The following is a 24,491-nucleotide window of genomic DNA, read 5'->3' on the forward strand; positions in this document are numbered from 1 at the left end:
GTCTTATTGACCAATTCTTCGCATTTTTGACAAGAATTAAGTTTTTTAATTACAACTGAGCATATAAACCTACTTCTCTACATCTTACGGGAGATCAAGCGATCCATTATTAAATCTACGATGGCCGCTACCGGTTGATCGATGTCAACCACCCATTCATCATTAGGCAGCTCCAGCGTATCCAGTTGGCTAGCCAGCAGATCCGGTCCCATGAAATGATTATGCCGCTGCGTTATGCGCTTGCGCAGGGTTTCATAATGTCCTGTAAGAAATACAAAATGTACCCGCTCCGGATCCAAGCGCAGCCGCGCACGGTAGCTTTCCTTCAATGCCGAACAGGTCAGAATGGCCTTCTCTCCTTTTGCCAAGCAAGTTTTGATTTCATCTCGCAGACGAAGCAGCCAGGGCAACCTGTCGGCATCATTTAACGGTTCGCCTCGCTGCATCTTTGCGACATTCGCAGCAGGATGAAAATCATCGCCTTCAATGAAAAGCCAATTCAAACGCTCGGCCAATGCTTTGCCCACAGTCGTCTTGCCGGCACCGGAAACGCCGGCGATGATCAGCACATAACCTCGGGAATCGACTAGAGGAGGTTTTCCGGCAGCAAATTGGTTCTTCATCTTGCTTCATCGGTTCTGTAAAGGGCTTTAGTCGTCTTTTTCTGGAACAGGTGCTAAAATCTCTAGATTATTTTCTCTCACCCAACCGGCCCCTTTTCAAGAGACTTGTTAATGCGCCGGGTCATTGCCAACCTCACGCCGAGAAGCCCTGCCAGACACAACAGCACAGACTGCCAACCCAATTGGATAACGGCATAAAAACCGGCTGCGACCAGTATATTGCGCAGAATAAAACTGCTCAGCATCCATAACGCCTGTCGCTTCACCTTAGGCAAACGGCACACCGTGATCCAGAGCCCGCCAAAATAAACAAGCCCCAGCACGATGCCCCAGAGTATGATGCCGATACCCGGATAAATGCTTTCATTCATTGTCGATCTCCCTGGCGATCCAGCGCCAAGCATTCATGTGGTCCAAAGCAATGCCGGCCGCGATCGGAACAGCCTAACCCGAACATATCCAGATCAAACCGGATGTTGTGGCGCCTATTGCGGCGCACGCCTGTTCAGCAATGAAATCGGTATGGCGCAGATCCTGGCAGAATGGGCCGTTCTCGGCTTCGGCAATGATTTTCCGGGCCGGCCCGCCGATAAGCATAGGGCTGGGCGCGAGCAGTTTCAGTCTCATGTTTTAACCTCGTCAATCGTGCATATCATATATAACGCCTGCTCATTGGTCTGGGCAAATTCATCGGTCAGGATGCGCTCACGGCCGGCCCTCGGTTGACCGTAGCGAGGCCGTCTTCGCCCGGTGCCTCCAGATTCGGCATGGCAATGATATCCTATAACTCATCGTATTCGGCCAGCACCCGTCGCGCTCCAATGGCGCCAGCCAGTAGAACTTTCGGCTGAATTGCACATCGGCAGATTTTTATGCGGCGCCTAAGCTATAAACGACATTTAAATTCTGCTCGGCGCCTTAATGAGCAGTTTGTTCTCGACCGATTTCACATCAGGATGCCGGCGCGCTATTTCCACGGCCCTGTCCATCGCCTGCTGTGAGTTTACAATACCGCTGAGCGTAACCGCGCCGGCGGTTGTCGTGACGTTGATATTGGATAAGGCAAGCAACGGATCGTTAAGAAGGTCATTTTTGATGTGATTGGAGATGGCCGCGTCATTGATGTGTGCCCCGGCTTTTTCGGTTTGCTCATCTAGCGGTCTTTGAGGTTCTTGCACGATTTCGCCCGCTCTTGAAGCCGTCTGGCCGATCTGCCTGTCCGTCCTTTCTGCGCGCCCGGGCCCGTCCTGGGCGCAGCCGGCCAATCCGGTGGCTATTGACAGTATGACAAGAACCCTATCTGACAGACTGGTTCCTTTATGTGTATTTTTCGTTTTCATGGCATGGTCCTCCTGGCCCTCTTCTGGTCATATAAAGCCTCATCCATTCCTCCCGCAGTAATCCTATGATCAGGATTACTGCTTATGCCAATCTTTATCTGATACCTAGATCGCCCCCAACAGGAGCAGAATCAAGAAAACGACCAGTACCAGCCCGAGTATGCTGCTGGGCCCATAACCCCAGCCTCGACTATAAGGCCAAATGGGAACCACGCCCAAAAGAATCAAGATCAAGATGATCAATAATACAGTACTAGTTGCCATAGCAGTTCTCCTTTAAAACGTGAACGTTACTCCGAAGGCTGGGCCTCGGTTTGGAAATCTACATAATGCTACCGATGCATCAGTCCCAGGACGCCAACGACAATTAAATATATAGCTACGAAATAATTTAAAAACCTGGGCACAATCAATATCAATATGCCTATTATCAGTGCCAGGATAGGTTCAATATTCATGGCAGTCATGAGAGCCTCCTTGTTGAATCAAGCGTTTCAGATCCAGCGCATGCATTTCCATCCTAAAAAAATCAAAATCAGCCTCGCCTGTGGGCAAATTGCATGACATTATTTTTTACGTCTGGCTATCGCACAGGAACTATGCTTGAGAGCAGTGTAGCGTCATGATCGAATGGCGTCTGTACAATACCGCACATAGTCGCTATTAAAGGATTGAAATTTTACAGATCGGTTATTTATTCAGGTTTGCCAGATATAAGCTGATTACGCAGTTTGCCTGTTCAACCGCCGAAATAAGTGGTTTTAAAACCTGTGGGGCGGCTGAAGTCGCCCCGACAGGCTTATGTAAATCCTGAGAGGGTTAAGTGCGAATACCCGCAAGGAGCACAAGTGAATTCCCACCTACAGACGCACATCATTATTTAGGCGACAAAGTCCGCTGCAAATTAAATGAAGAATCTGCCGCCAACGCGACTGGCAGGACGCCCGTCTGTTGTCATCAATATCATTCTCTCTTGGTGCCACTGCCGCCTGGGATGGCATCTCTCATCATATTGTCGCCGCCTGGACCGGTGGTGTCTCTGTTGATATTTTCACTGCCAGGGGCGGGATTTCTGTTCTTTTCTTCGGTGCTTGGGCTAGTGCCTTTGCCTGTCCGGTCGCTTCCGGGACGTTTCACACCTTGTTCCATCCTCTTGCTGCCCCGTTCCAGCGTATTGCTGCCTTGACCGCGTACTCTATCATCCGTATAGCCTGGCGCCGGCTTGGTGCCTCTGCCCGGACCTTGGCTTTCAGTACCTTGCTTTTCAGCTGCATGCGGAGGGTTGCTCATATAGATCAGGCTGGCGCCGAAAAGCAAAAGCAGCCAGAGTTTTTTTGCGGGAAATTCAACCTTATTGATGCTGAGCACTGATTTTGTAGTTATCGTATTCGATACTTTTTCTACAGATTTCATGACAGGCTCCTCTATGGAAAATATTGAAAGCTTTCAATGTGAACTAAAAACAATGTTTTATTGCAGCATTGCTGAGCGACTTTCGTTTAGCCTCTGTAAAAATACCTTGATTGAAGAAGGTTTATGATGGTTCTCGCCTTTAACTATCAAGACTGCTGTTCTTATCGGGATTCGGATGAATGGGCATCCTGGTAAAAACGCAGGATGTGTTTACCAGGATGCGTTTAAAAATAAAGATGAGTAAAGAACCTGCTGAAGCCGGTGAACGCTAGGAAATTCCTGTCAATTAGCTCATCCGATGCACAGGGTTTTTCATGTTCCGTTTGTGCGCGACAGATCCATAGCTGAATTGATTCCAGCAAGCCGGAACCATATGCCATGCAATTTAGAATCAGTGCATTGACATGCCGACCATTTGTTTGCAGCTGTCAGCGCATTCCCGGCAGGTAGATGCGCATTCCTCCATATCTCCGACGCTGTCGCACTCCATAGCGCAGGCCTCGCAGATTTCGGCACAGACTTCGCAGGTGCGATTGGAGAAACGGGAACTGCTGAGCATGAATTTGGCCGACAGCGCACAGATTTGAGCACAGTTCATCATCAGGCGGAAATGCTCAGGTGCGACGTGCTTACCGCCCATTTCCAGACAATCGTTCATCGCGGTTTCCCAACAAACCTCGGCGCAACGGTTACAGCTATCTATACATGACTTCATGGATTGGTGAGATGGGGTTGAAACTGTTCTTTGTCCAGGCTGAATAGAAGACATAGTAGGGATTCTCCAAAACTTAGTTAGAAAAACAAACGCAGCCTGAAAAGGCGCGCTACTTCTTACAGAAAACCAGGCTTCGTTATATGCACTCAGTCTAAAACCTGAAAGATAATTTAATCAGATCAGCAATCACAGTCAGTGCGTTGCCGTACATAAAACACTTTTTGCGATAAGCAAAACGAATTTTTCGATAAGTTTTTGACCCGTCTTACGCGGCCGCGCCACAATAGCCCGTTAGTTCTTTACACAGACTGAAAACCCGCCATGCAGCTTTGGACAAGGCCCGATATTGAAACAGGGCCTTGCCATTTTCCGGAACAGAAACTAAGGCATTGGACCCTGCTGTGTCCGCTCCCTGCCCTGGCCCTTGGACATCGATGCGCCAATCATGCCCATATCCATCTGGAGTTCCTGCTTGCGCTGGTCGAGCCGTTGCCCCAGCGCAGCCAGATCGATCGAGGCTTTCTGGAGCAATGGGAACATCTTGCCTTCTTCTTCCCTGATGTGGTGTTCGACCATTTCTTTCAGAACCGTGACTTTAGCATCGTAGTACTCTTCCTCGGGAGCCATCAGCACCAATTGTTCGATCTGCTCCCTGGTTCCTTTATGCTCGACAACGGCTTCATCCATGATGTCCAATTGACCAATCGCCTCAATGGTGGCCGGATAGAAGATTTCCTCCTCGATCTTTGCATGAATTATCAGCTCCGCGCATATCTCCTGTACGATATCCAGCTTCTCATCCTCGGCATCCTCAGCGGTTTTGAGCTTTTCGAATTCCTCGAACAGCATTTTCACTTTATTGTGATCCTGAGTGAGCAGCGCAATGGCGTCCTGTCCACTGCCAGGTGATTGCCTCTCTGTCTGATTCATAATATTTGCCTCTTAATTAAGAACGAAAAGCGAGTCGCGCATTCCGTCATAGGTTTTTCAGGTTGGCCACTTGATGATTAAAGCTCTTCACGAACCTCTACATCAGGGATCGGTGTTCCGACAATACCGCCCAAGGCGCCCGCTATGGCGCTCAACAGGATCACGATAAAGCCCCATAAGGCCGACCATGATACCGCTCTGGCAGTGCTGTCAGCCGCCTCCCGAGCTTCTTGTGCGGATTGCTGATAGGTCCTGTCCCATCTGTTTACCCGATTTGCCGCTTCATCCATGGTCATGCCCGTGCGTTCCACTAACAGATTGATTAACGCCGTGCGATTGGTTTCCTTGGCGCCAGTATTGTCAGCTGTCAAAAAGCGTTCCAGCGTCAGATTGAACTCCGAATCCATTACCCGAGTGCTACCTGCCCGAGAAGAAAGCACCAATCTTGCGTCTTCTTTGATATCGTTCCATGGTGCGACAGTGGACGCGGTCTCCGCCATCACACGAGAGCCTGAACTGAGCACTGTGCCGGCGCCGCTTACTACCGAGCTGATGGCGCTACCCAACAAATAAATGGTAATCAGCGTAGTCAGCGCCCAGACCAACAGGCCATGCAGCAGACCATCAAGGTGACGCAGATAGCCGGAGAATTGGGCTGCAACCCAACCGCCGATAACCAGCGAAATAAAGCTCGAGACAACCCACCATAAACCGGCGCCGATACTGAATGCGCTCGCGCTCGGCGTGCCTCCTACCCGTAACGGATCGATCGTGCTCATGCCGATGCCGGTGCCCAACATGCTCAACAGCACCTGAACGCCCAGCGCGACAGCGACGCCGGCAAATACTGACGCCCAGGACACGTGTTTTATCCATCGGGTCCGCCCTGGCCTGCGAGGCGATATGCCGGGTCTTACATGTGTTTCTTCATAAGGTACATTACTCATAACCATGTCCTCCAAAACCAATTAATTGAATCCGATGAGCATCTATTCTGGCTATAGCCAATTACGCAACGCTCAATAGCTGCTCGGTTCATATCGTGTTCGGTCTATATCAGATCCATATCAATAGAAGCTCAAATATTACTCAAAAAATGGCGGTTCTGTCGGTACGCTGACGTACATAAAATGACTAATAACTATGGCTGATGGCATGTTTTGCCTTATTTATTTTTATGTGCGAAAGCGTACCGATTATTTTTAGTTTTGCAGGTATCTTTTTACATCAAGATACTGGAGAAACTGCTCCAGTTATATTGAATCTGATTATTATTGAGGAGGTTGAAATGAGCTATTTAGATCGTGATCCTTATGGCATGTATACAAAGTATAGAGATGTGGATGAAGGCCCTGGCCCACGGCTCATGGGTGCAGATACGCTGCTTGGCAACGACGTCTACAACCGCAAGGGTGAAGATTTGGGCGATATCAAGGAAATCATGCTGGATATGACATCAGGCAGAGTAGCATACGCTGTGCTGTCTTTCGGCGGCGTCTTGGGAATTGGCGATAAACTGTTCGCAGTCCCTTGGGATGCATTAAAACTGGATACGAAAAACAAACGTTTCACAATGGATGTCGACAAGGAACGCCTGGAAATGGCGCCAGGATTCGATAAGGACCGCTGGCCCGACATGGCCGATGAAACCTGGTCAAAAGAAGTCCACTCATTTTATGGAACAAAACCGTATACGACTGAGTCTATACAGCAACCGTATTCAACTGGAACGGGATCTACGCATCCAGGCGAATCCGGGTCTACACGCCACTAGCAGTTCCATACCGCGCTGCTTTGGCAGCGCGGTTCTTATCTCGGTCATCCGAGGATATTTTCTTTAAAATAAAAACAACAGGAAGGATATCTATTATGAACATGAAATTGACTACTTTGTTGGCAAGTGCCATTCTGTGTTTAGGCTCTTTGGGTGTCTACGCAGCGGAAAATCATATTAAGGAAGCGCTCAAGCATGCCGAGGCTGCGGCTAAAGCCTCCGACGCAAAGACTGCCGCCCAACATGCCGAGCAATCTAAAACTCATGCGAAGACTGCCGATGAACATCTCGATGCAGGCATAAAAAGTCTGGAAAGCGTCATAGAACACGGCAAGATGGGCCATGACGATATGGCCAAAAAAGCCGCTGAAGAAGCGGTTACACATCTTAAAGCCGCTCAATAAAACCATTTTGCTTAGAACAGAACAGCGGCAAAAATTAGATTATTGTTGTTCTTAAGAAATTTCAGGAGTGTGGTCAACCATTAATTCTTGGGGTGCCTCCTACCACCTATCACGCAGTTAATCCTTAGCGTGAATACGGCCTCGGTTTTTGTCCCGAGGTTTTTTTTGTCCATTATTATTTATGCGTTTAGCTATTTTTAATGTCAATGCCCCTAACAACATTCGTTAGCCTGATTTTTTAATGATCTGATGTTACGCACGAATCGATCTCTGTTTTAGTTTTACTGCGACACGCCCCGAAGCTTGAATCTCGGGGCGAACCCGACGGTAAGCGCTCCAGGAGCATTCGGGCCTGCCCGCAGGTGCGAATTTACTTGTGCCCCTTGCGGGTATTCGCACTACCTAAGCCGGTACACTGTCGTTTGGCCCGGCCGAATACCGAAGGGCACAAGTGAATCCGACCCGGCAACGGCGTAACATCAGTTTAAAGATTTATAATGGAGCGATAAAACAAGGTTACTTCAAAAAGATGTGAGGATTTTGACTTACTTAGCCATAACGCTAAATCAATGCGGATACTTAGGCGACTTCCCAAAGCAGAACCTGCTGCTGAAGTCGCCCTTGCTGTCTGGATGATTCCATGGCCTTTAGCCAGAGGGGTGCTGAATTTTTGCATCCTTGGCGGCGGATCTTGTTTTTGACGCCTCCTCTGGAAATAAAGTATCCAAAATCCAGACCAGCGGCAGCGCCTGATATAGTTTTTGTACCTGGGATATAAAATTCATGGCCTTCTTTAAAGGCGCGACATCAGCCCCTGATCTGGCATAAGCCTGCTTGGCGGTTTGCTGTTCTTTCTTGAGTGAAGGCTTGGTCAATTCGCCAACAATAAACCCCACTTCAGTGACCAGCAGTAAAGTGGTCGGCAAGGTCGCTTCATATCGCAGATCTCTGACTAACGCATCAGTACGAACCTGGACGCGGTGCTGCCGGTCCATAATCTGCCGCTCAGCCTCTTTAATTTGAGTGCTCAAAACACTCAGACTCTCTTTGCGGTTATTGTTTTTACCTGACGTCATGAATCCTCCCTGTTCTTAAGACTGTTAACTGTCTCTGGAAAAAATAAATAACGGCTCTTGCTCCGTATGAACCAGAACAGCATTAGCGCAATCAGTAAATTAACACCCGTAATCAATAGGACAGCCTCCATTTCGCCTACCATATTGCTCTCGATCAGTGCCAGCACAGCGGCAGCCATGAGGCCGATCCATACCATAAGCAGTAAAACCGCCATAAACACCCCGGCAGCCGCTATGCTCACCAGGCTTCTGCCCGCTCGCTTCGCTTCCAGCGTGGCCAGTTTTAAATGATTATGGGCCAGCTCGCGCAGGTCCTGCCATAATAACCGGACATCCTCCAGCAAGTCGGCATGACTGGTCGGCTTGCCGGAAGTAACGGATGAGTGTACCGGCCTTTCCTCTGTAGGACGGATAGCCATCTATCATCTCCTGTGTTCTAACGTATGCGTCGTGATCTGGCTCAACATAAAGCCGGCCGCCAACGCAATGCCCATTGAGGTGATTGGGTGCTCGCGAATGTAATCGCGGGCGTCTTCCATCAGTTGCTCTTCCAGTTCTTTTAACTGCTCGCCTTTCTCGCCGAGCACTTCGGTAGCCTGACTGGTGACGCTGGCAATTTTTTCAGCCGCCTCTTCCGCGGTGCTTGATAATTTGTCTATGGTATCCATAATGATTACCTTTGCTGTGATTGTTAAAAAAGTTCGCCGGAAGCCTGAAAAGTCGCCTTCTGACAGGAGCCGGACCGAATATCGACAAGCCTTCGGGGTAACTGATCAACGGCCTTTTTCCCGGCTTTTTTCCATGATCAGATTGCCGTATTCATGCTCCTCCAGGCGGCCTGTCTCACCGGCATCCACCTTATCAAAATACTTGAGTAAATACGGGTAGTCTTTCAGTTCATCCTTGGTCACGTAATGGTCGCCATTTTTGTCTGCTTCCATGAAGGTCGGCGATTTTCTCATGGCCTCCCCTTGATCCGTGGCGCCACCGGCACCGCCTTCCGATCCCATACCAGCGGTATGGGCCGACTGGACTATGCAAGCCATGCCGACAACGAAAGCAATTGGCAACCAAGACCTTTTCTTGAAGGAATTCAATGTTTTCATACTGACCTCAGCTGATGATTCAATTTGCAAAAAGGGTATCTCTGTTTAGCGAATGTGAAACAGCATCCAGGTTGAATGTGCTGACCTGATTAGCGCGTTTCACAATATCGCCTCCTATTTCTCAACAGAGGCCTGCAAGACCCAGATAACGCAAGAACCATGGGGAGTGCCGGCTAATCGTCCACGCTTATGCACTAACAGGCACTTGCCCGAGGACGAATGGCTAGCCGCTAAGCAGTCGATTGAGCGCCCGGATATTTTCTTGCTGCGAAGCCACAAACTTCGCCTGAATCAGCGCACTCACCTCTGAAGGCATCTCGGGATCCTGCGCCGCTTGTTCATAATCATCCAGACCGCTTTTTTCTCCAGCCAGCAAGGCATTCAGCATGGCATCCTTGCCTAACAGCTCTGCGCCGCTCATGACAGCCTCGGACCAGGAGCCCCATAGGCCGGAGTCGCTAGTAGGCGTGCCTCCCATTTGCTGAATTTTTTCTTGCAGCTCGGAAACGGCTTCGGTATGTTCTTCATAGATAGGCTCTAGATAGACGATTTCCCTGCGTTGATTCTCTTCTTCGAATTTTTCCAATGCCTTATGATAGGTCTCTGCGGCAGCCAATTCGTTCTTCAGCAATTTCTCAACTTTATCAATGCTTGCCATATGAATCTCCTGATCTGGTTTAGATGAAAAAAGATGATTTAATGATGCGGCGGCTCAACTTCACCCGTTGTTGAAATATCTTCGGCATTAGCTTCCTCGAAAATCTCTTTCACTTTGGAGCGTGCTTCCGAAGTTTCGGTATGGACTGAAATCAGCGCATTGCCGCCCTGAAGCCGGCCTTCATATCGTTTAGCTTCATATTCCGGAATGCCTGCCCCGATCAGTGCACCAGCCAGACCGCCGGTAGTGGCGCCAATAGCCGCGCCGCTTAAGGCGCCCATAATAGGGCCCGCAGCAATAAATGGACCTATGCCCGGAATAGCCAGCGAACCGATGCCGGCCAGCCAGCCCAATATAGCGCCTGTGCCAAGACCTAGAGTACCGCCGATAGCTGTGCCCTCAGGTGATTTGGTGTGTTTTTCATGGCCGAATTCATGCTCACTGCATTTGTCCGGCAACAGCACGGAAATATCGTTGTTGTCAAAACCGGCCGCTTTCAGTTGGCTGATGATATGTTCCACCTGGTCGTTAGTTTGAGCGATGCAAAAAACTGCTTTGTTCATGAGATTCTCCTTCAACCAAATTATGGCGCTTTTATTTCAAGCTCATTATGAACCATACTAACCCCAGGCGTTTTCTGAGCGATGGCTTGCAGCTTGGTTCTTTCCTCTGCGCTGTTGACGGGCCCGCGCAAAGTTACCATACCGTTGCGCGTGATAATCTTCACATTATGGGCATTGGTCGACAACGACTCATCGTCGGTAATGGCTTTGCGGATATCTGCCGTGATCTTGACATCAGCCTCATTCTCAAGCTGATCCTCAGGCGTTAATGTCTTATCGCCCTTATCACGCACATTGCGTTCGGTATTTTCAACAGGACTGCCGGTAGTTCCGGCTTCGGCCAGACCTGTCACCAACGTTAAGCCGGCAGCCAATGTCACGGTCAGTAGTGATAATCGTTTTGACATAACTATTCTCCTTAAAATAAAAACCTCATTAGTTTCAAGGCCCATTCGCTCTCCCAGCCAGCCTTTTCAGCGACAAAACAATTTCCCATCAATAATTTAAGATCAAGCAACAATTGTCGTGAGCCTATCAACTTAAGATGCCCAGTTTCCGCCACTCCTGAAAGCAAGGTCGGGCTACAGCATGAAGAAAAAAACGTTGGCGATACCTGCAAACTTGTCTTGATCCGTGGGTGTGATGGCGCTGCGCTTCCGCGCAACGCCATCGCTGTGACATAACCTGACGCGTTGTCGATGGGGCTTCAAATACATGTCTTTCTCAAAAGGAACCGGACAAATTAGTCTGCCTTGCGGCAACGCGTAAGAATCATGTACATTTTTTAATCGCTAGGGTTTCTTTGCCTCCCCTTCCTTTCTTAAAGTGGCTGTTTAAAACACCCACACTCGATTTAGCGATGGCCCATCAGGCGGCTTAATATAAACCCGCTGCCCAATGCTATGCCTAACGATGTCACCGGATTCTCGCGCACATACTCGCGCGCATGTTCCATCAGCCGTTCTTGCGCATCCATCACTTGATCGCTTTTCTCACCGATGACTTCCGCAGCTCTATGACTGACTTCTGCGGCTCTATCTACGGCTTCATGCGCCCCGGCTTTAACACGTTCAACCGTTTCGCCAGCGCGCTCAACAGCTTCGCCTGTACTTTGTCTTGTCGTTTCCATAGTGGTCTCCTCTATCGAAGAAAGATTAAGATCATAAAGATCTCGAAAAAAGTGCCCCTATATGACACATGCTGTTTGCTCCGATTCTGAACGCTGAAGCTCAGCGGCCAAAACCCTTGGAGTAAAAGTTAGTTAAAGATCAGATAAATGATGACCAGTACAAACACTGGCACACCCAATAACCATGCAAGCACATACTTACCCATAATTATGTCTCCTCTGAACCGTTTCAGGCTTGCCGACACTGCACCGTTATCGTACCCGCTGACAAAATGGTCGGCTGAAATGGTAATTACGAGATGCTGTTATCAATACATTTTCTGCTATTTCATGCAGCTCACTGTGATGTATCTTAGTTGACATGGTAGTAGTAAAGATGCCGTATAGTCGGTTCGATAACGCACATAAAAATCCGTGCTGCATCCTTGCTGCCGGGCTGGCTGTACGCTGCGACCTTATGTCGCAGAAAGAAGTCTAAAAATTGCCGCAGCTGATTCGGTAGATCGCATCCAAATTTATCGTCAAAACCGGCAGTGCGCCCGCCCCGGCACGACGATATCGGCCAGCCCCCCTGAATTAAGGGTTGAAGCACATGGTTTCATGAACTCGCTTCCGCCATTCTTCCTTGCAGCAGATCGGCCAGTTCGTCGGCATGTTCCTCTTCTACAGCCAGGATGCCTTCCAGCATAGTACGCGTGGTCGGATCGCTATCGCCCAGGTACTGGACCATCTCCCGATAACTGTCGATGGCGATGCGTTCAGCCACCAGATCTTCCTTGATCATATCGACCAGCGAATCGCCTTCCACATATTCCGCATGACTGCGCCCGGATAGGCTGTCCGGCGAGAAATCGGGCTCGCCGCCCAACTGTACGATGCGCCGCGCAATCTGATCGGCATGGCCCTGTTCCTCGTTAGCATGTACGAGAAACTCGTCGGCGATGCTCTTGGACTGAATGCCCTGAGCCATAAAATAGTGGCGGCGGTAACGCAGCACGCATACCAATTCCGTGGCCAACGCATCATTAAGGAGCTTGATGACCATCTGCGCATCAGCCGTATAACCTGCCGTCACGGCACCGTCATCGATATGTTGTCGTGCCTGCTTGCGCAAGGTCTGGACATCAGTCAAATAGTGTTTTTCAGTCATGGCGACTCCTCCAACCGGTGCTGGACCGTGTGTCTACCCAAAAAATACACAAGCCTCTACGCTGGTAGAGGCTTGCAGCGCGTCAAGCCTATCTATAGCCTGCCTCTTTAAGCCGCATATCATTTTTTACCGATCTGACGCCATTGACTCGTTGAGCAACCTCAACCGCTCGGGTGATATCGTCCCGAGATTCCACAAAACCGCTTAACTGCACATTGCCTTGATTGGTTTCAACGTTGATATCAGCGGATTCCAGGCCGGGCTCATTAAATATGGCTGCTTTTACCTTGGTGGTGATCGTGCTGTCATCAACATACTGACCGGTGGTTTTGCTTTTCCCGGCCATTGTATCCGAGGTTGTATCAGTGGTTGCGCAACCGGTTATCGATGCCAATATCAGAGCTAGAACAAATGCTGGGCTATATTTGATTGGTTTCATAACTAACTCTCCAGATGAATAATTAAATGATGACGGTCGATCATGATTTATACCCGGATATTAGATGGCACAAGCCCTTGGAGTGAAGCAACAACGCTTCATCAGATAAAGGCGATGCGTCAATTGAGCCAGTCTGTTAAAGATTCAGTTATTCAGCAGAAAACCGGCTCTGTCAAAGGCTGGCCTTAATGCATGACCCAAAATAATTTTAGATTTGAAATCTGCAGCTGTCGGTTCGCTGTCTAACATAAAAGCGCATTGCATGATTTATTTTGCTTTAGCAGACGAGCTGGAGGCGGACTTTTTCTTTGTAGATTTTTTTTGTTTCTTGGTAGATTTTGTCTGCGCTTCGCCCGTCTGTTTCGTCTCGGCCTTATTGGATGAGTTCTTTTTGACTGGCTCTGTAGCCTCAATCTTAACCTTACTTACGCCTTCCTCTCTCATATCAAGTTTCTTGGCGGCTTCTTTGGACAAATCAATGACGCGATCTTTGACATAGGGTCCCCGGTCAGTGATCTCGACCTCGACCTTTTTCTTGTTTTCGAGATTCGTTACTTCAACTTCTGTCCCCAACGGCAGACGGGGATGGGCGGCCGTCATGTCTTTTTGATCAAAAACCTTGCCGCTGGCAGTCTTACGACCATGAAATCCGGGGCCGTACCAGGAAGCCTCGCCGACCTCCTTGTAAGTCGATTGGGACGCTGGCTGACTTTTTTTGTCTTGTCCCTCCGCCTCTTCCTTGGCGCAGCCGTACCACATCAAACTAATGATCAGGACGATATATAAACTGCCATAAAAACTTTCTCGGCCGTGGGCGATTATTATCATGACATTCACGGATCGTTATTTAGTCTCCAACTCTAAAAAATGACTGAAATTCGATAGAAGATCTGTTCGGTATCGAACAGATAACTGCTTATTGAACCTTGGCCTTTTGTCATGTTCTACACGCTTGAGTGCGTTTTTACTTTAGAGCGAGCGTATTGAATTACTCTTTGACCTCTTGTATTTACATTAAAAAATCCTTAATAAACATAACATTAAGTATTCATGCTTATTGTCCTCGGCTTTTAGCCAAAGGACAATTCGTCGCAATTTAAACCAGCCAAAGTTTAATTATGTCTATACATAACCCTCGACAAAATTACCTTATAAGTGCGCTGCCTCCACTCATTTTCGAGCGTTTGGCGCCGCATCTGGAACTGGTCCCGATGCCCCTCGGCGAAGCGCTTTATGAGTCGGGCGATCCATTGTGTCATGTCTATTTCCCTACGACTTGCATCGTATCCTTGCTTTATGTGCTGGAAAATGGCGCATCGGCTGAAATTGCCGTAGTCGGCAATGAAGGCATGGTAGGGGTCGCCTTGTTCATGGGCGGCGGAACCATGCCGAATCGGGCGGTCGTGCAAAGCGCGGGACACGCCTATCGCTTGAAAGGCACCATCCTCAGACAGGAATTCAATCGTTCCGGCGGACGCCGCTATGGCATGTTGCATCAACTGCTGCTGCATTACACGCAGGCGCTGATGACGCAGACATCGCAGACGGCCGTCTGCAATCGGCATCACTCGGTGGACCAGCAATTATGCCGCTGGTTGTTGCTGAGCCTGGATCGATTGCCTTCGAATGAACTGACCATGACCCAGGAATTGATCGCCAATATGCTCGGCGTGCGGCGCGAAGGCGTTACGGAAGCGGCCGGCAAACTACAGCATGCCGGCCTGATCCAGTATAGCCGTGGCCATATCACGATACTGGACAGACCGGGACTGGAAGAGCGGGTCTGCGAATGTTACAAGGTGGTCAAACAGGAGTTTGATCGCTTGCTGCCTTCCGATCACAGCCAGATTCACGCCCAGTTTCGCTCGTTAAGATATGCTCACTAGACCAGATAAAGAGACTGTGAAAGCTCCCCATAAATAACCCTGGCCACTTCTACGCCCTAATATGTACCCTGTCTTCACAGTCTCGCTTTACTGATACCGATTTAAACGGTGAGACCAGATATAGTCAGCCGATTGATAATACGCCATTTCTTCCTCAACCAATGGAATCTCTGAATTGATGTCGATGGGCTGATGCGCGCCCAAAGGATCGGCTATCACATCAATCTTCTGCTGTGGCGACAGATATACCAACTTATTGTCTTTAAACAGGCCCAGTTTCTGGTAATTGCTGATCAGCGCCCTGCCCTCGTCCTTACGTGTACGCATAAGATCGCGTCCGTAAAACTGGCTTTCATAGCTGAAGTTTAAAAGCCCCAAAATGGTCGGGGCGACATCGATCTGACTGGACAAAATATCATTGCGCTGGACCGGTACATGCTTGGGCGCATAGATAAACAACGGAATATGGTACCTGTCCACGGGCAGATCCACCTTGCGCGCGCTGCCGGCACAGTGATCCGCAACCACGACGAAAAGGGTATCGTCAAACCAGGGTTTGGTCCTGGCCAGAGCGATAAATTCCTGCAGTGCATAATCGGTATACTTGACTCCGCCGGTGCGTCCTGTGCCCGACGGGATATCGATCTTGCCTTGAGGATAGGTATAAGGCCGGTGGTTGCTCGTGGTCATGATCTGGAAGAAAAACGGCCTGCGGTTTTGATGATCCAGATCGGCTTCCTTGATCGTGCGCTTGAAAATAATGTCATCCGATACCCCCCAGGCATTGGAAAATGTCACTTCCTCGGCAGTGAAATCGGTCTGGTCGACGACGCGGTAACCGTTGCCGGCGTAAAATGCGTTCATGTTGTCGAAGTATCCTCGGCCGCCATATAAGAATGCCGTATCGTAACCGCGCAACTGAAAAACATGTCCCAGATTGAACAAGTTGCCATTATCCGGCCGCTTGACGATCGATTGCCCCGGTGTTGGCGGAATCGACAGGGTTAATGCTTCAAGCCCGCGGATCGTGCGCGTGCCGGTTGCATAAAAGTTGGTAAACAAGAGCCCTTGTTTAAACCATTCATCCATGAACGGTGTAATGTGCTCGGTATTGCCGAAAGCGGTTAAAAACTCGGCGCTCAGGCTCTCGACAGTAATCAAGATCACATTCAGCTGTTTTTCTTCGCCGGATTGCCTGATCATTCGCTTGATGTCATACAGCCTCTCGCTAACATCCGGCAAAGGCTCTGCGGCCAGTGCTGTCCTGATCGTACCGGATAAACGTTTGTCATCACCCAATTTATAGAAATGACGATAGTCGAGTTCATTGTTGCGAAACGCTGCGAAAAACTGGTAAGGGCCATTGGCGGCCAGTTCATTCAGGTAAGTATTGGAGGAAAACTGATGCGCTGACTGTCCGACGGCTACATAGCTGACAAGCGGCAGACTCAGTAAGGAAGCCGTGATTTTTAGCCGCAAAGCAAAAGGCTCGCTGGCGTTAAAGCTCTTCGACAGCAATTTTCCCGTTACCAGAAAACAGGCAATCGTCGCGAGTAAAAGCCCCGACAGAATCCAGCCCAGCGGATATGATTCAATAATGTTGTGCACCACCTCATGAGTGTATATCAGATAGTCGACGGCAATAAAATTGAATCTGACCCCGAATTCGTCCCAGAACGTCCATTCGGAAGCCTCGACAAAAAACAGTGCGTATAAACTGATAAAAAAACCGGCAAAGACAATGATCCTGTTGATTTTGCTTTGATAGGCTGCGTTCGGCAGAACCAGCAGATACAGTGAAAACGGAATTAGCAGATAACTGAAAAAGGCCAGATCATTGACAAAACCCAATAGAAAAGCCAGGGCTATTGAATAAAACGAAACATCCAGGTCAGCCAATTGCTTGATCAGCAATGCAGCTCTGACCCCTGCAAAACTGGCCAGGCTAATCAATAAAAACAGCAGGATAGTGGTGAATCGTGATTTCTCAAACAATTTTGTTGCTACGTCCATTGCAACTGCCTCCTGAAAAACAGCATGAATAATACCAATGAAGAAAACCAGCACACAGCCAGCGCAAATACGTCATGGCTTAAAAAATGCGCGCCGCGCACTTGCTGAGCAGCGCCGTAAAGAGTGCCCAAAGTCAAACCGAAATACAGTCCGTAAAACTTATAGTCCGGCTTCACCATAAGCAGATAAAAATAAAGGCTGAGGAAAGTGAACCCTGAACCGGCATGTGCGGCAGGAAAACAATGCCCTGCTTTCAGTTGGCCGCCTGCGTAATCGAATAAACGTATATAGGGTTTATCGCCGCCAAACAGCGCGAGACTCCAGGGACAATCGACGTGCGTATAGCTTTTCAGCAGTATGATAATCAAAGGTCCGCTGATGCCCGAAGCCAATAAAAAAAGCAGATGCCGGCGATGAGGATAAAGGATTGAATCTGGCCTGAATGAAATGAGCCAGCACAGCATTATGGCCGTTGCCAATAGATAAGTTAAATTGCGGCCGCCGATATGCAGAACGTCTTCAGTGAGCCAGTTTTCCTTGTACGGCCACTGGTGGAGGCTGGCGTTATAAAAATGTCCGGTAATCCATAAGTCCACACGGAAGAATTCCAGAGCTGCAAACACAACTGCGAACAATAGAAACGGAATGATAAAGTGGACCACGAAAAACTTATCAAAATCCAGCCTGATCGAATCGTTCAAAGCTTATTCCCTTCATTAATAAAGAGAACAGTGTAAAAAAATCCTGGTTAACTCATGGTTAATATAACGTTAATTTTTCATTAAGTTCATTTCATTAAAAAAATTATGGGATTTTTTGATAAACCACTTTTTTTTTATGGTTATTGTGTTATAGTTACCGCGCTGTTGTACTTCACAGCATTTTTAAATATTCATATATTTTTAAATATTCATATATTCTTAAGGTAAATGAGATGATTGAGCAACAAGAAAAAGATAATTTCTGGCTGTATGTAGGTGCTGGCGTGATTGCTTTTGGCGCTGTGGTCTTTATGATTAAAGGTGGTGAGCACGGAAAATACGAAACAGCAAAAAAATTAATCGCTGAAGATGCCCATAACTCAGCTTACGCCATAGGTCATGACGTAAGCAAAAAAATGAACCAAGACGTACAATAATAATTAGAGGAGGTTCGCTTTTTTCGGTAAGCCTGTGAACAATTACCGATAAAACGACAGAGCTTTTCACACCGGTTCCCAGACGACCTATCTGGGAACCGAATTTTTTCAGGAAATTGAGGACGAATCAAACAGCCATTGCACTTGCGTGCCTTTGCCTTTAACACTGTCAACCTTCAACTGCCAACCGTAATACTCACAGATCCGTTTGGAAATGGCCAAACCCAGTCCACTACCCTGACTGGACGTTCCCCGATAACCCCGTTCAAATATCCGGTCAATCTCATCCTTATCGATACCCTGCCCGGTATCAGTCACTGCAAACGCATGCTCATCAAGAAATATCGTTACTGAGCCTTGGCTGGTATAAATAAACGCATTCCTTATCAAATTGCCCATCAACATTGAAATAATAGGCGGCGAGGCATTGATGTCGGATGGCCCGTTAACTTGCTTGATGATCTTCACCTGTTTATTCAACAAGCCCCTATGGTCCTCTATCAGCTGATCAATTATCGTTGTCAGTTCGATTTTATCGGTTGTCTCGTTCGTCGATACCGGACTGCGGGCCAAACCTAACAAAGTGGCCAGGCGTTCCTTCATTTCAATGGCCGAACGTTGAATACGCTCTATACGCGGCCTGATTTCGTCAGGCAGGTCGTTCCGCAGCAGCAGTCCCTCGCTGGCGGCCATAATGATGGCCAAAGGAGTTCTTAACTCATGACTGGCATTGGCGGTAAATTCTCTTTCGCGCTGGATCAATGCCTGCAGGCGCTCTTTATAGGCATCGAATTCCAGAGCCAGCATGCCGACCTCATCATTGGTATAGTCCTTCGACAGGTACTCGGTGGAGTTTTCCGGGTTTAGCGTTTTGATGCGCCTGGCCAGCGTCGCTATCGGTTCGATCACTTTCTTGGAAAGCCAGAGCCCGTACCAGGTAGCCAGCCAGAGAATAATAATGACAGCAGCGATCAGATAGGTTGTGAGATTGTATTCAAGGATTTCAAAACCGGTATCATCGTAGACTATATAATAGTGGTTTTTGCCATGCCTCTTAATGACAACGTCATAACTGTGCTGATTATGCTCAACATCATGAATACCCTCGGAATAGGTCGACAGGAAGCTGATTTCATTCGGCACTTTGCCATCTTCCACTTTATAGACGGTCCAGTTTTTGGACTGCTGCATCGATAAAGCCGGGCTGCGGTCCGTCACCTGTATGAAATGATCGAGCTCCTCAGCCAGGTAAGCCCCCATCACCTGTTTTTCCAGAGAGTCAAAGGCCAGTATCAGGAATGTGATCATAAACAGGCTCAACAGAAAGCCCAACAAGGGATAGGACAGAAATATCCGGAATCTGATTTTATGATGGTATGGCATCGCTTGGCTTTAACTGGTAACCCACGCCGCGAATGGTATGCAGCAACGGTGTACTAAATGATTTATCGATGGCATGGCGCAAATGATGGATGTGTACGCGCAGCGCCTCGCCATCGGGAGGCGCATCCCCCCATATGCTGTATTCAAGATGTTGCCTGGACACGACCCGCGGCGATTGCCTCATCAGTACTTCCAGAATCTGGAATTCAATCGCGGTCAGCTCGATCAGCTTAGCGCCCCGCCTCACCTCGCGCGTTTCGGGTATCAGCACCAAATCGCCCACAGTCAATGTCGTCTGTTGATGCAGGCCGGCAGTGCGGCGCGTCAATGCTTTCAGCCTGTACCTTAATTCTTTCAAGGAAAAAGGTTTAACCAGATAATCATCCGCTCCCCGCTCAAAGCCTCTTAACCTGTCATCCAAGGTATCGCGCGCCGTCAGCATCAATATCGGCACCCAGTTGCCGGCATCCTGCCGCAGACGCCGGCACAGTTCAAGCCCGTCCATGCCGGGCAGCGTCAAGTCCAGAATAATGGCGTCATACTCATTGACCACCGCCAGATGCAAGCCGGTAATTCCGTCAGCGGCAGTATCGATCGTATCGCCCTGCAGCTCAAGAAAATCGGCCAATTCGCTGCATAGATCCTGATTGTCTTCAATAATAAGCAAGCGCATGTAATGAAAAGGCCGATAGGACAGCCAGTGCCTTTATTATTCTTCGCGTTCTTTCTTGATAATATTGCCCTTGTTATCAACCGTAACGTTCCAGGTCCTATTGTCCGAGACTATGGATAAATCATACTCCTCGCCCGGACCATTAGGATTGACGATTAATATAGCCTCTTTAATTTCATATTTTGAAAAAGTCGATTTCAGATTGTCCTTAACAGTATCAGGCATCAGATTTGAGGCATCGATTTTTTCGCCATTGACATAAAAATGCCCGTCTTTTCTATACAGTTCAATTTGCTCGTTTTCGCCATCGTTGAAATGGACTTCGTACACGGCCTGACCAAAATGTGTTTTTTGTTCAGCTTTGATATCCGCAGCATTCGGATGTTTTTTTTGAATCTGAACCATTATTTGTTCGGGAAGCGCTTCCTCAGCCGCAATCGCCACTGAAGGACCGGCAGCAAAGGCAGACGCAGCCAGCGCAAAGAAACTGAGGTTTAAAAGATATTTACGCATTTATATAACCTATAATTAAAAATATGACCTTATATATAGTGTCGTTGTTGGCAGGCCTTTATTTTTAGACACTCTTAGTAAAAAGTGGACACTACAATTTTAAAGAAAATAACAAAAGGCTAATACAAGAAGCCAGCTCTATTTTGAATAGCATGGCCCGCGTATATTACCCGTCTGAGCCTAACTTTCCAACCTTTCAAACATTGGCTAAAACCAGAGATGATATACCGATAGATATTTCTGACCATGAACTTAGACCATGAACTTATGTTTAGGAAGTACCGAGAATTTTTGATACACTTCCTGTCCGCAAAGACTTACAAACCAAGAAAAACTGCATTTTGGCCATAATGCAATACATCTGTTTGTTGTTGCGTTTTCATTGATCGCTATCAATAGGGTCGTAGTTAGTGAAAAACTATAAAAAACAGATGGTGACGGACAAGAGCCTGTTCCGTCTACCGTCGATAAAAAAGAAATCGCTCTGAATATCATGCTTCGCTTCATGCACTGCATTCAAATCAAAAACGTCATGAAAAGGCTTATTCACCACGAAGAATACGAAGAATAAAATCAAGATTATCAATACTTTAAAGCTTCGTGCTCTTCGTGTCCTTCGTAATTAAATTTCTTAGTATCGAATACTTTCACACTTTTGACAGCCAAAACACGCATGAGAGCATTCAGACCCGACATTAAGATTTTGAGAAAAGCGTGAGGCAAGCAGAGCAATATATTGCCTGTAGTGCCTGTTTATTTATCTGGAAAACAAACTGTATAGAATACTTTTATAGCAGTTCTTCAACCTTCAGTAGCAATCCGTGAAATCTTTCCTTGCCCAAACACTTCCAGGTAAAAACATCCTGAATCAATTACGGGGTTATCACCGGTCTGATTTTGCTCAATTAACCAGTCTGATGCTGGCCTACGCATTGTTGATCTCCATTGCCCTGACCAGCTTGACTATCGACGCGGCAACCATTTCCGTTATCTGGCTCCCCGGCGGCCTAGGATTAGGCGCATTGTTGATCAGTGGCAGGCGATATTGGCCTGCCTTATTGACGGGCTCCTTGCTCGCTCAACTCGCGCTCGGAAATGCCGTGCTGCCATCATTTCTGATTGCGTTGAGCAATACCATCGAACCTCTGCTTGCCGCCTGGATACTTGGGCAAGAATCAGCCTGGAAAAAATGGGCTCCGCATCGATTCAATCCGGCACTGATACATCTGCGTGACTATTGCCAACTGGTGCTGGCCGGAGCGATTGCTGCCGTTGCAGCAGCGCTGGCCGGTGTCGCGGCACTCTGGCAGGCTGGTTTAATCACCGTAAAAATGTTTCCGGACAGTTTGCTGCATTGGTGGATGGGATACACGTTGGGTATTATTCTGGTAACGCCTTTGATACTGATATGGCGACAACCGCCGCTCAACTGGTTTGAACGCCGGCGCATGTTTGAAACCCTGGCCTGTTTCGGCCTGTCTTTTATGGCAGGCCAGATCATCTTTCTTGACTGGTTCATTGATACTTTCGGCAATTTTGCCAACGGCTTCATCATGTTCTTCTTTGTTGCCTGGAGCGCCGGACGCTTTGGCCGTCACGGCGTCTTGCTGGTCATCGGCATGACGACGCTGCAAGCGCTGCTGGGCGCGGTAAACGGCATCGGTTATTTTGCCGCGGACAGTGAACAAACCGGGCTGGTCAATTTATGGCTTTATCTGTTCGTGCTGGCGATAGTCGGCATGACGCAGGCTTTGACCCTTTCCAGGAACCAAGAAAGTGAAGCCGCGCAGCATGCCGGCGAGGAACGCTGGCGATTCGCGCTGGAAGGTGCCGGCGATGGCGCATGGGACTGGAATTTGCAAACGCATGAAATCTTTCTGTCGCCATGCTGCAAGGATATGCTCGGTTTTCCCTTGGATGAACAGAAAATAAGCGATCAGGACTGGAAATCGATCATACATCCTGCCGACTATGAACGTCTGATGTACGATCTGCAAGCCCATCTCGAAGGACGGGCCGCTTCTTTTGTCACTGAACACCGCATCCGATATCCGAATAACAACTGGAAATGGCTGGGTGCGCGTGGCAGGGTAATCCGCTGGGATGCCGCCGGCAATCCGTTACACATGACCGGTCTATACAGAGACATCAGCGAGATCAAGCAGATGCAGTGGTCACTGGTTCATACTTTCCTGGAAGCATCGCAGGAATGCATGCTTCTGGTCGATAATGACGGCACCGTTCTGTTCGCCAATCAGGTTGCCGTGCACACATTCGCTTACCCCTTCTCCGAGCTGATCGGCCTTAATATCGACCTGCTGGTGCCAAAGTTCTCCAGCGCCAGCCGTAGCCGGCGCTGCGCCGAATCCACGCGCAGTCGGCATCCACTGCCAGCGGGCATCCATAAGTGGCTATCCGGCGTCCGCAAAGACGGCGCCGAATTTCCCGTCGAAATCGGCATGAGCGTTATCGAACTCGACAATCGCTTGAACACCATCGCCAGCGTCATCGATATTACCGAGCGCAAGCAATTCGAGCAGAAGCTGAAATTTTCAGCCACAGTCTGCCATGCTATCGGCGAAGCCATTATGGTCGCCGATGCCTCCAATCACATTGTCGCCATCAATCCCGCTTTTACGCAGCTGACCGGCTATACCGAGCAGGAAGCGATCGGCCGGTCTACCAAACTACTCAAGTCCGGCCGGCATGACATCGCCTTCTACCGGGACATGTGGCATAAGCTGGAAAAAACCGGCCGCTGGCAGGGCGAAGTCTGGAACCGGCGTAAAAATGGCGAAGAGTACTTCGAATGGCTGATGATCAACACCATTTACGACAGTGCCGGTGAAGTGCATCAGCGCATCGCCATCTTCTCGGATATCACGAATCAAAAACTGGCCGAGCAAACCATTTGGAAGCAGGCCAATTTCGACTCGCTGACAGGCCTGCCTAACCGCTGCCTGTTCCAGGACCGCCTGGAACAAGGAATCAAGAAAAGCGACCGCACCGGCCTGCCGATGGCACTGATGCTTCTGGATCTCGACCGCTTCAAGGAAGTCAATGATACTTTAGGCCACGATATGGGCGACATCCTGCTCAAGAAGAGCGCCCGACGACTGAGCAGCTGCGTGCGTGGAACCGATACCGTAGCCCGGCTCGGCGGCGACGAATTCACGATTATCCTGAGTGACCTCCACGATCCCGGCAACGTGGAACGCATTGCCCAGGACATCCTGAAAAAGCTGTCTGAACCGTTCCGTTTGAAGCACGAAGTGGCTTATGTCTCGGCCAGCATCGGCATCACCTTCTATCCGAACGACGGCAAAGGCATCGATGCATTGCTCAAGAATGCCGACCAGGCCATGTATGCCTCCAAAAACCAGGGCCGCAATCGCTACAATTATTTCATACCGGTCATGCAGGAGGCCGCGCAAAACCGCATGCGCCTGGCCAACGATTTGCGCGGCGCGCTCGATGCCGGCCAGTTCAGCCTGATTTATCAGCCCATTATCGAACTGGCGACCGGCGTTATCCATAAGGCCGAAGCGCTGATTCGCTGGCAGCA

The 24,491-nt window shown here is 48.8% G+C and carries 31 protein-coding genes; 5 read left to right on the top strand and 26 right to left on the bottom strand.

Annotation, left to right across the window (positions count from 1 at the left end; genetic code table 11):
* Nucleotides 1–77: 77 nt before the first annotated feature.
* From IT781_RS11745 to IT781_RS11790, 10 genes are all read right to left on the bottom strand, one after another.
* Nucleotides 78–623 carry a gluconokinase gene (locus IT781_RS11745; RefSeq protein WP_194970346.1) on the bottom strand — a complete coding sequence of 182 codons (546 nt, stop codon included), beginning with the start codon at nt 621–623 and terminating at the stop codon, nt 78–80.
* Nucleotides 624–700: 77 nt separating this feature from the next.
* Nucleotides 701–994 carry an ATP synthase subunit I gene (locus IT781_RS11750; protein ID WP_194970347.1) on the bottom strand — a complete coding sequence of 98 codons (294 nt, stop codon included), beginning with the start codon at nt 992–994 and terminating at the stop codon, nt 701–703.
* Nucleotides 995–1,067: 73 nt separating this feature from the next.
* A complete protein-coding gene (locus tag IT781_RS11755) occupies nt 1,068–1,250 on the bottom strand; it encodes a hypothetical protein (protein ID WP_194970348.1) in 183 nt (60 codons plus the stop codon).
* Between the two features lie 272 nt (nt 1,251–1,522).
* Nucleotides 1,523–1,963, bottom strand: coding sequence for a BON domain-containing protein (locus IT781_RS11760; protein ID WP_194970349.1), 441 nt, complete (start codon nt 1,961–1,963; stop codon nt 1,523–1,525).
* Between the two features lie 105 nt (nt 1,964–2,068).
* Nucleotides 2,069–2,227 (bottom strand): DUF3309 family protein, encoded by a 159-nt coding sequence (locus IT781_RS11765; protein ID WP_194970350.1) that lies wholly within the window; start codon nt 2,225–2,227, stop codon nt 2,069–2,071.
* Nucleotides 2,228–2,295: 68 nt separating this feature from the next.
* Nucleotides 2,296–2,430: a DUF3096 domain-containing protein gene (locus tag IT781_RS11770; protein ID WP_370526990.1), complete on the bottom strand. Its 135-nt coding sequence runs from the start codon at nt 2,428–2,430 to the stop codon at nt 2,296–2,298.
* Nucleotides 2,431–2,926: 496 nt separating this feature from the next.
* Entirely contained in the window at nt 2,927–3,376 is a 450-nt protein-coding gene (locus IT781_RS11775; protein WP_194970351.1) for a hypothetical protein, read from the bottom strand.
* A 391-nt stretch (nt 3,377–3,767) separates the two neighbouring features.
* On the bottom strand, nt 3,768–4,034 hold the full coding sequence (locus tag IT781_RS11780; protein WP_228779098.1) for a four-helix bundle copper-binding protein: 267 nt from the start codon (nt 4,032–4,034) through the stop codon (nt 3,768–3,770).
* A gap of 438 nt (nt 4,035–4,472) precedes the next feature.
* Nucleotides 4,473–5,021 carry a hemerythrin domain-containing protein gene (locus IT781_RS11785; RefSeq protein WP_194970353.1) on the bottom strand — a complete coding sequence of 183 codons (549 nt, stop codon included), beginning with the start codon at nt 5,019–5,021 and terminating at the stop codon, nt 4,473–4,475.
* 77 nt (nt 5,022–5,098) lie between these two features.
* Complete coding sequence (locus tag IT781_RS11790; RefSeq protein WP_370526991.1) at nt 5,099–5,884, bottom strand: hypothetical protein; 786 nt, start codon at nt 5,882–5,884, stop codon at nt 5,099–5,101.
* A gap of 425 nt (nt 5,885–6,309) precedes the next feature.
* Here IT781_RS11790 and IT781_RS11795 point away from each other — a divergent pair, with 425 nt between their 5' ends.
* Nucleotides 6,310–6,795, top strand: a complete 486-nt coding sequence (locus tag IT781_RS11795; RefSeq protein WP_194970355.1) for a PRC-barrel domain-containing protein — start codon at nt 6,310–6,312, stop codon at nt 6,793–6,795.
* Between the two features lie 95 nt (nt 6,796–6,890).
* Entirely contained in the window at nt 6,891–7,199 is a 309-nt protein-coding gene (gene smbP, locus IT781_RS11800; RefSeq protein WP_194970356.1) for a small metal-binding protein SmbP, read from the top strand.
* Nucleotides 7,200–7,846: 647 nt separating this feature from the next.
* On the opposite strand, the gene IT781_RS11805 is transcribed toward smbP, so the two are convergent.
* The 11 genes from IT781_RS11805 to IT781_RS11855 all read right to left on the bottom strand — a co-directional run bounded on the left by IT781_RS11805 (nt 7,847) and on the right by IT781_RS11855 (nt 14,148).
* Nucleotides 7,847–8,275 carry a hypothetical protein gene (locus IT781_RS11805; RefSeq protein WP_194970357.1) on the bottom strand — a complete coding sequence of 143 codons (429 nt, stop codon included), beginning with the start codon at nt 8,273–8,275 and terminating at the stop codon, nt 7,847–7,849.
* Nucleotides 8,272–8,694 (bottom strand): phage holin family protein, encoded by a 423-nt coding sequence (locus tag IT781_RS11810; protein ID WP_194970358.1) that lies wholly within the window; start codon nt 8,692–8,694, stop codon nt 8,272–8,274. The genes IT781_RS11805 and IT781_RS11810 overlap by 4 nt, the downstream gene beginning before the upstream one ends.
* Before the next feature lie 3 nt (nt 8,695–8,697).
* Nucleotides 8,698–8,943, bottom strand: a complete 246-nt coding sequence (locus IT781_RS11815; RefSeq protein ID WP_194970359.1) for a YqjD family protein — start codon at nt 8,941–8,943, stop codon at nt 8,698–8,700.
* Between the two features lie 105 nt (nt 8,944–9,048).
* A complete protein-coding gene (locus IT781_RS11820; RefSeq protein WP_194970360.1) occupies nt 9,049–9,381 on the bottom strand; it encodes a hypothetical protein in 333 nt (110 codons plus the stop codon).
* 223 nt (nt 9,382–9,604) lie between these two features.
* Nucleotides 9,605–10,039 (bottom strand): DUF2383 domain-containing protein, encoded by a 435-nt coding sequence (locus IT781_RS11825; protein ID WP_194970361.1) that lies wholly within the window; start codon nt 10,037–10,039, stop codon nt 9,605–9,607.
* Nucleotides 10,040–10,077: 38 nt separating this feature from the next.
* Nucleotides 10,078–10,602, bottom strand: coding sequence for a DUF1269 domain-containing protein (locus IT781_RS11830; RefSeq protein WP_194970362.1), 525 nt, complete (start codon nt 10,600–10,602; stop codon nt 10,078–10,080).
* Nucleotides 10,603–10,622: 20 nt separating this feature from the next.
* Nucleotides 10,623–11,009: a BON domain-containing protein gene (locus IT781_RS11835; RefSeq protein WP_194970363.1), complete on the bottom strand. Its 387-nt coding sequence runs from the start codon at nt 11,007–11,009 to the stop codon at nt 10,623–10,625.
* Nucleotides 11,010–11,455: 446 nt separating this feature from the next.
* Nucleotides 11,456–11,731, bottom strand: a complete 276-nt coding sequence (locus IT781_RS11840; protein ID WP_194970364.1) for a YqjD family protein — start codon at nt 11,729–11,731, stop codon at nt 11,456–11,458.
* Nucleotides 11,732–12,329: 598 nt separating this feature from the next.
* Nucleotides 12,330–12,881 (bottom strand): bacterioferritin, encoded by a 552-nt coding sequence (locus IT781_RS11845; RefSeq protein WP_194970365.1) that lies wholly within the window; start codon nt 12,879–12,881, stop codon nt 12,330–12,332.
* 88 nt (nt 12,882–12,969) lie between these two features.
* Nucleotides 12,970–13,320, bottom strand: a complete 351-nt coding sequence (locus IT781_RS11850) for a BON domain-containing protein (RefSeq protein ID WP_194970366.1) — start codon at nt 13,318–13,320, stop codon at nt 12,970–12,972.
* Between the two features lie 267 nt (nt 13,321–13,587).
* A complete protein-coding gene (locus IT781_RS11855) occupies nt 13,588–14,148 on the bottom strand; it encodes a septal ring lytic transglycosylase RlpA family protein (RefSeq protein WP_194970367.1) in 561 nt (186 codons plus the stop codon).
* Nucleotides 14,149–14,438: 290 nt separating this feature from the next.
* On the opposite strand from IT781_RS11855, the gene IT781_RS11860 reads away from it, so the two are divergent.
* A complete protein-coding gene (locus tag IT781_RS11860) occupies nt 14,439–15,206 on the top strand; it encodes a Crp/Fnr family transcriptional regulator (RefSeq protein ID WP_194970368.1) in 768 nt (255 codons plus the stop codon).
* 87 nt (nt 15,207–15,293) lie between these two features.
* Here IT781_RS11860 and IT781_RS11865 read toward each other — a convergent pair whose 3' ends face one another.
* Complete coding sequence (locus tag IT781_RS11865) at nt 15,294–17,219, bottom strand: LTA synthase family protein (protein ID WP_194970369.1); 1,926 nt, start codon at nt 17,217–17,219, stop codon at nt 15,294–15,296.
* On the bottom strand, nt 17,210–17,920 hold the full coding sequence (locus tag IT781_RS11870) for a phosphatase PAP2 family protein (protein ID WP_194970370.1): 711 nt from the start codon (nt 17,918–17,920) through the stop codon (nt 17,210–17,212). Before IT781_RS11870 ends, IT781_RS11865 begins: the two co-directional genes overlap by 10 nt.
* A 233-nt stretch (nt 17,921–18,153) precedes the next feature.
* On the opposite strand from IT781_RS11870, the gene IT781_RS11875 reads away from it, so the two are divergent.
* The gene (locus IT781_RS11875) at nt 18,154–18,357 is read left to right on the top strand and encodes a hypothetical protein (RefSeq protein ID WP_194970371.1); all 204 of its coding nucleotides are present in this window, start codon (nt 18,154–18,156) and stop codon (nt 18,355–18,357) included.
* A gap of 108 nt (nt 18,358–18,465) precedes the next feature.
* On the opposite strand, the gene IT781_RS11880 is transcribed toward IT781_RS11875, so the two are convergent.
* Genes IT781_RS11880 through IT781_RS11890 form a run of 3 tightly spaced genes read right to left on the bottom strand, consistent with a single transcriptional unit; the run spans nt 18,466 to nt 20,926 of the window.
* Nucleotides 18,466–19,665: a HAMP domain-containing sensor histidine kinase gene (locus tag IT781_RS11880; RefSeq protein WP_228779099.1), complete on the bottom strand. Its 1,200-nt coding sequence runs from the start codon at nt 19,663–19,665 to the stop codon at nt 18,466–18,468.
* Nucleotides 19,666–19,723: 58 nt separating this feature from the next.
* The gene (locus tag IT781_RS11885) at nt 19,724–20,413 is read right to left on the bottom strand and encodes a response regulator transcription factor (RefSeq protein WP_194970372.1); all 690 of its coding nucleotides are present in this window, start codon (nt 20,411–20,413) and stop codon (nt 19,724–19,726) included.
* Nucleotides 20,414–20,449: 36 nt separating this feature from the next.
* Nucleotides 20,450–20,926, bottom strand: coding sequence for a hypothetical protein (locus tag IT781_RS11890; protein ID WP_194970373.1), 477 nt, complete (start codon nt 20,924–20,926; stop codon nt 20,450–20,452).
* An 821-nt stretch (nt 20,927–21,747) separates the two neighbouring features.
* On the opposite strand from IT781_RS11890, the gene IT781_RS11895 reads away from it, so the two are divergent.
* Nucleotides 21,748–24,491 (top strand): diguanylate cyclase domain-containing protein (locus IT781_RS11895; protein WP_370526992.1); only part of this gene is annotated, 2,744 nt, incomplete at its 3' end.

The sequence above is a fragment of the Methylobacter sp. BlB1 genome (genome assembly GCF_015476545.1).
Classification (GTDB): Bacteria; Pseudomonadota; Gammaproteobacteria; order Methylococcales; family Methylomonadaceae; genus Methylobacter.

Coding starts and splice junctions, on each gene's coding strand:
- IT781_RS11755 (WP_194970348.1), bottom strand. CDS start 1,250: ATGAGACTGAAACTGCTCGCGCCCAGCCCTATGCTTATCGGCGGGCCG.
- IT781_RS11845 (WP_194970365.1), bottom strand. CDS start 12,881: ATGACTGAAAAACACTATTTGACTGATGTCCAGACCTTGCGCAAGCAG.
- IT781_RS11760 (WP_194970349.1), bottom strand. CDS start 1,963: ATGAAAACGAAAAATACACATAAAGGAACCAGTCTGTCAGATAGGGTT.
- IT781_RS11795 (WP_194970355.1), top strand. CDS start 6,310: ATGAGCTATTTAGATCGTGATCCTTATGGCATGTATACAAAGTATAGA.
- IT781_RS11835 (WP_194970363.1), bottom strand. CDS start 11,009: ATGTCAAAACGATTATCACTACTGACCGTGACATTGGCTGCCGGCTTA.
- IT781_RS11785 (WP_194970353.1), bottom strand. CDS start 5,021: ATGAATCAGACAGAGAGGCAATCACCTGGCAGTGGACAGGACGCCATT.
- IT781_RS11875 (WP_194970371.1), top strand. CDS start 18,154: ATGATTGAGCAACAAGAAAAAGATAATTTCTGGCTGTATGTAGGTGCT.
- IT781_RS11890 (WP_194970373.1), bottom strand. CDS start 20,926: ATGCGTAAATATCTTTTAAACCTCAGTTTCTTTGCGCTGGCTGCGTCT.
- IT781_RS11880 (WP_228779099.1), bottom strand. CDS start 19,665: ATGATCACATTCCTGATACTGGCCTTTGACTCTCTGGAAAAACAGGTG.
- IT781_RS11745 (WP_194970346.1), bottom strand. CDS start 623: ATGAAGAACCAATTTGCTGCCGGAAAACCTCCTCTAGTCGATTCCCGA.
- IT781_RS11815 (WP_194970359.1), bottom strand. CDS start 8,943: ATGGATACCATAGACAAATTATCAAGCACCGCGGAAGAGGCGGCTGAA.
- IT781_RS11765 (WP_194970350.1), bottom strand. CDS start 2,227: ATGGCAACTAGTACTGTATTATTGATCATCTTGATCTTGATTCTTTTG.
- IT781_RS11780 (WP_228779098.1), bottom strand. CDS start 4,034: ATGAACGATTGTCTGGAAATGGGCGGTAAGCACGTCGCACCTGAGCAT.
- IT781_RS11865 (WP_194970369.1), bottom strand. CDS start 17,219: ATGGACGTAGCAACAAAATTGTTTGAGAAATCACGATTCACCACTATC.
- IT781_RS11825 (WP_194970361.1), bottom strand. CDS start 10,039: ATGGCAAGCATTGATAAAGTTGAGAAATTGCTGAAGAACGAATTGGCT.
- IT781_RS11750 (WP_194970347.1), bottom strand. CDS start 994: ATGAATGAAAGCATTTATCCGGGTATCGGCATCATACTCTGGGGCATC.
- IT781_RS11840 (WP_194970364.1), bottom strand. CDS start 11,731: ATGGAAACGACAAGACAAAGTACAGGCGAAGCTGTTGAGCGCGCTGGC.
- IT781_RS11860 (WP_194970368.1), top strand. CDS start 14,439: ATGTCTATACATAACCCTCGACAAAATTACCTTATAAGTGCGCTGCCT.
- IT781_RS11850 (WP_194970366.1), bottom strand. CDS start 13,320: ATGAAACCAATCAAATATAGCCCAGCATTTGTTCTAGCTCTGATATTG.
- IT781_RS11805 (WP_194970357.1), bottom strand. CDS start 8,275: ATGACGTCAGGTAAAAACAATAACCGCAAAGAGAGTCTGAGTGTTTTG.
- IT781_RS11885 (WP_194970372.1), bottom strand. CDS start 20,413: ATGCGCTTGCTTATTATTGAAGACAATCAGGATCTATGCAGCGAATTG.
- IT781_RS11810 (WP_194970358.1), bottom strand. CDS start 8,694: ATGGCTATCCGTCCTACAGAGGAAAGGCCGGTACACTCATCCGTTACT.
- smbP (WP_194970356.1), top strand. CDS start 6,891: ATGAACATGAAATTGACTACTTTGTTGGCAAGTGCCATTCTGTGTTTA.
- IT781_RS11770 (WP_370526990.1), bottom strand. CDS start 2,430: ATGACTGCCATGAATATTGAACCTATCCTGGCACTGATAATAGGCATA.
- IT781_RS11830 (WP_194970362.1), bottom strand. CDS start 10,602: ATGAACAAAGCAGTTTTTTGCATCGCTCAAACTAACGACCAGGTGGAA.
- IT781_RS11820 (WP_194970360.1), bottom strand. CDS start 9,381: ATGAAAACATTGAATTCCTTCAAGAAAAGGTCTTGGTTGCCAATTGCT.
- IT781_RS11775 (WP_194970351.1), bottom strand. CDS start 3,376: ATGAAATCTGTAGAAAAAGTATCGAATACGATAACTACAAAATCAGTG.
- IT781_RS11855 (WP_194970367.1), bottom strand. CDS start 14,148: ATGATAATAATCGCCCACGGCCGAGAAAGTTTTTATGGCAGTTTATAT.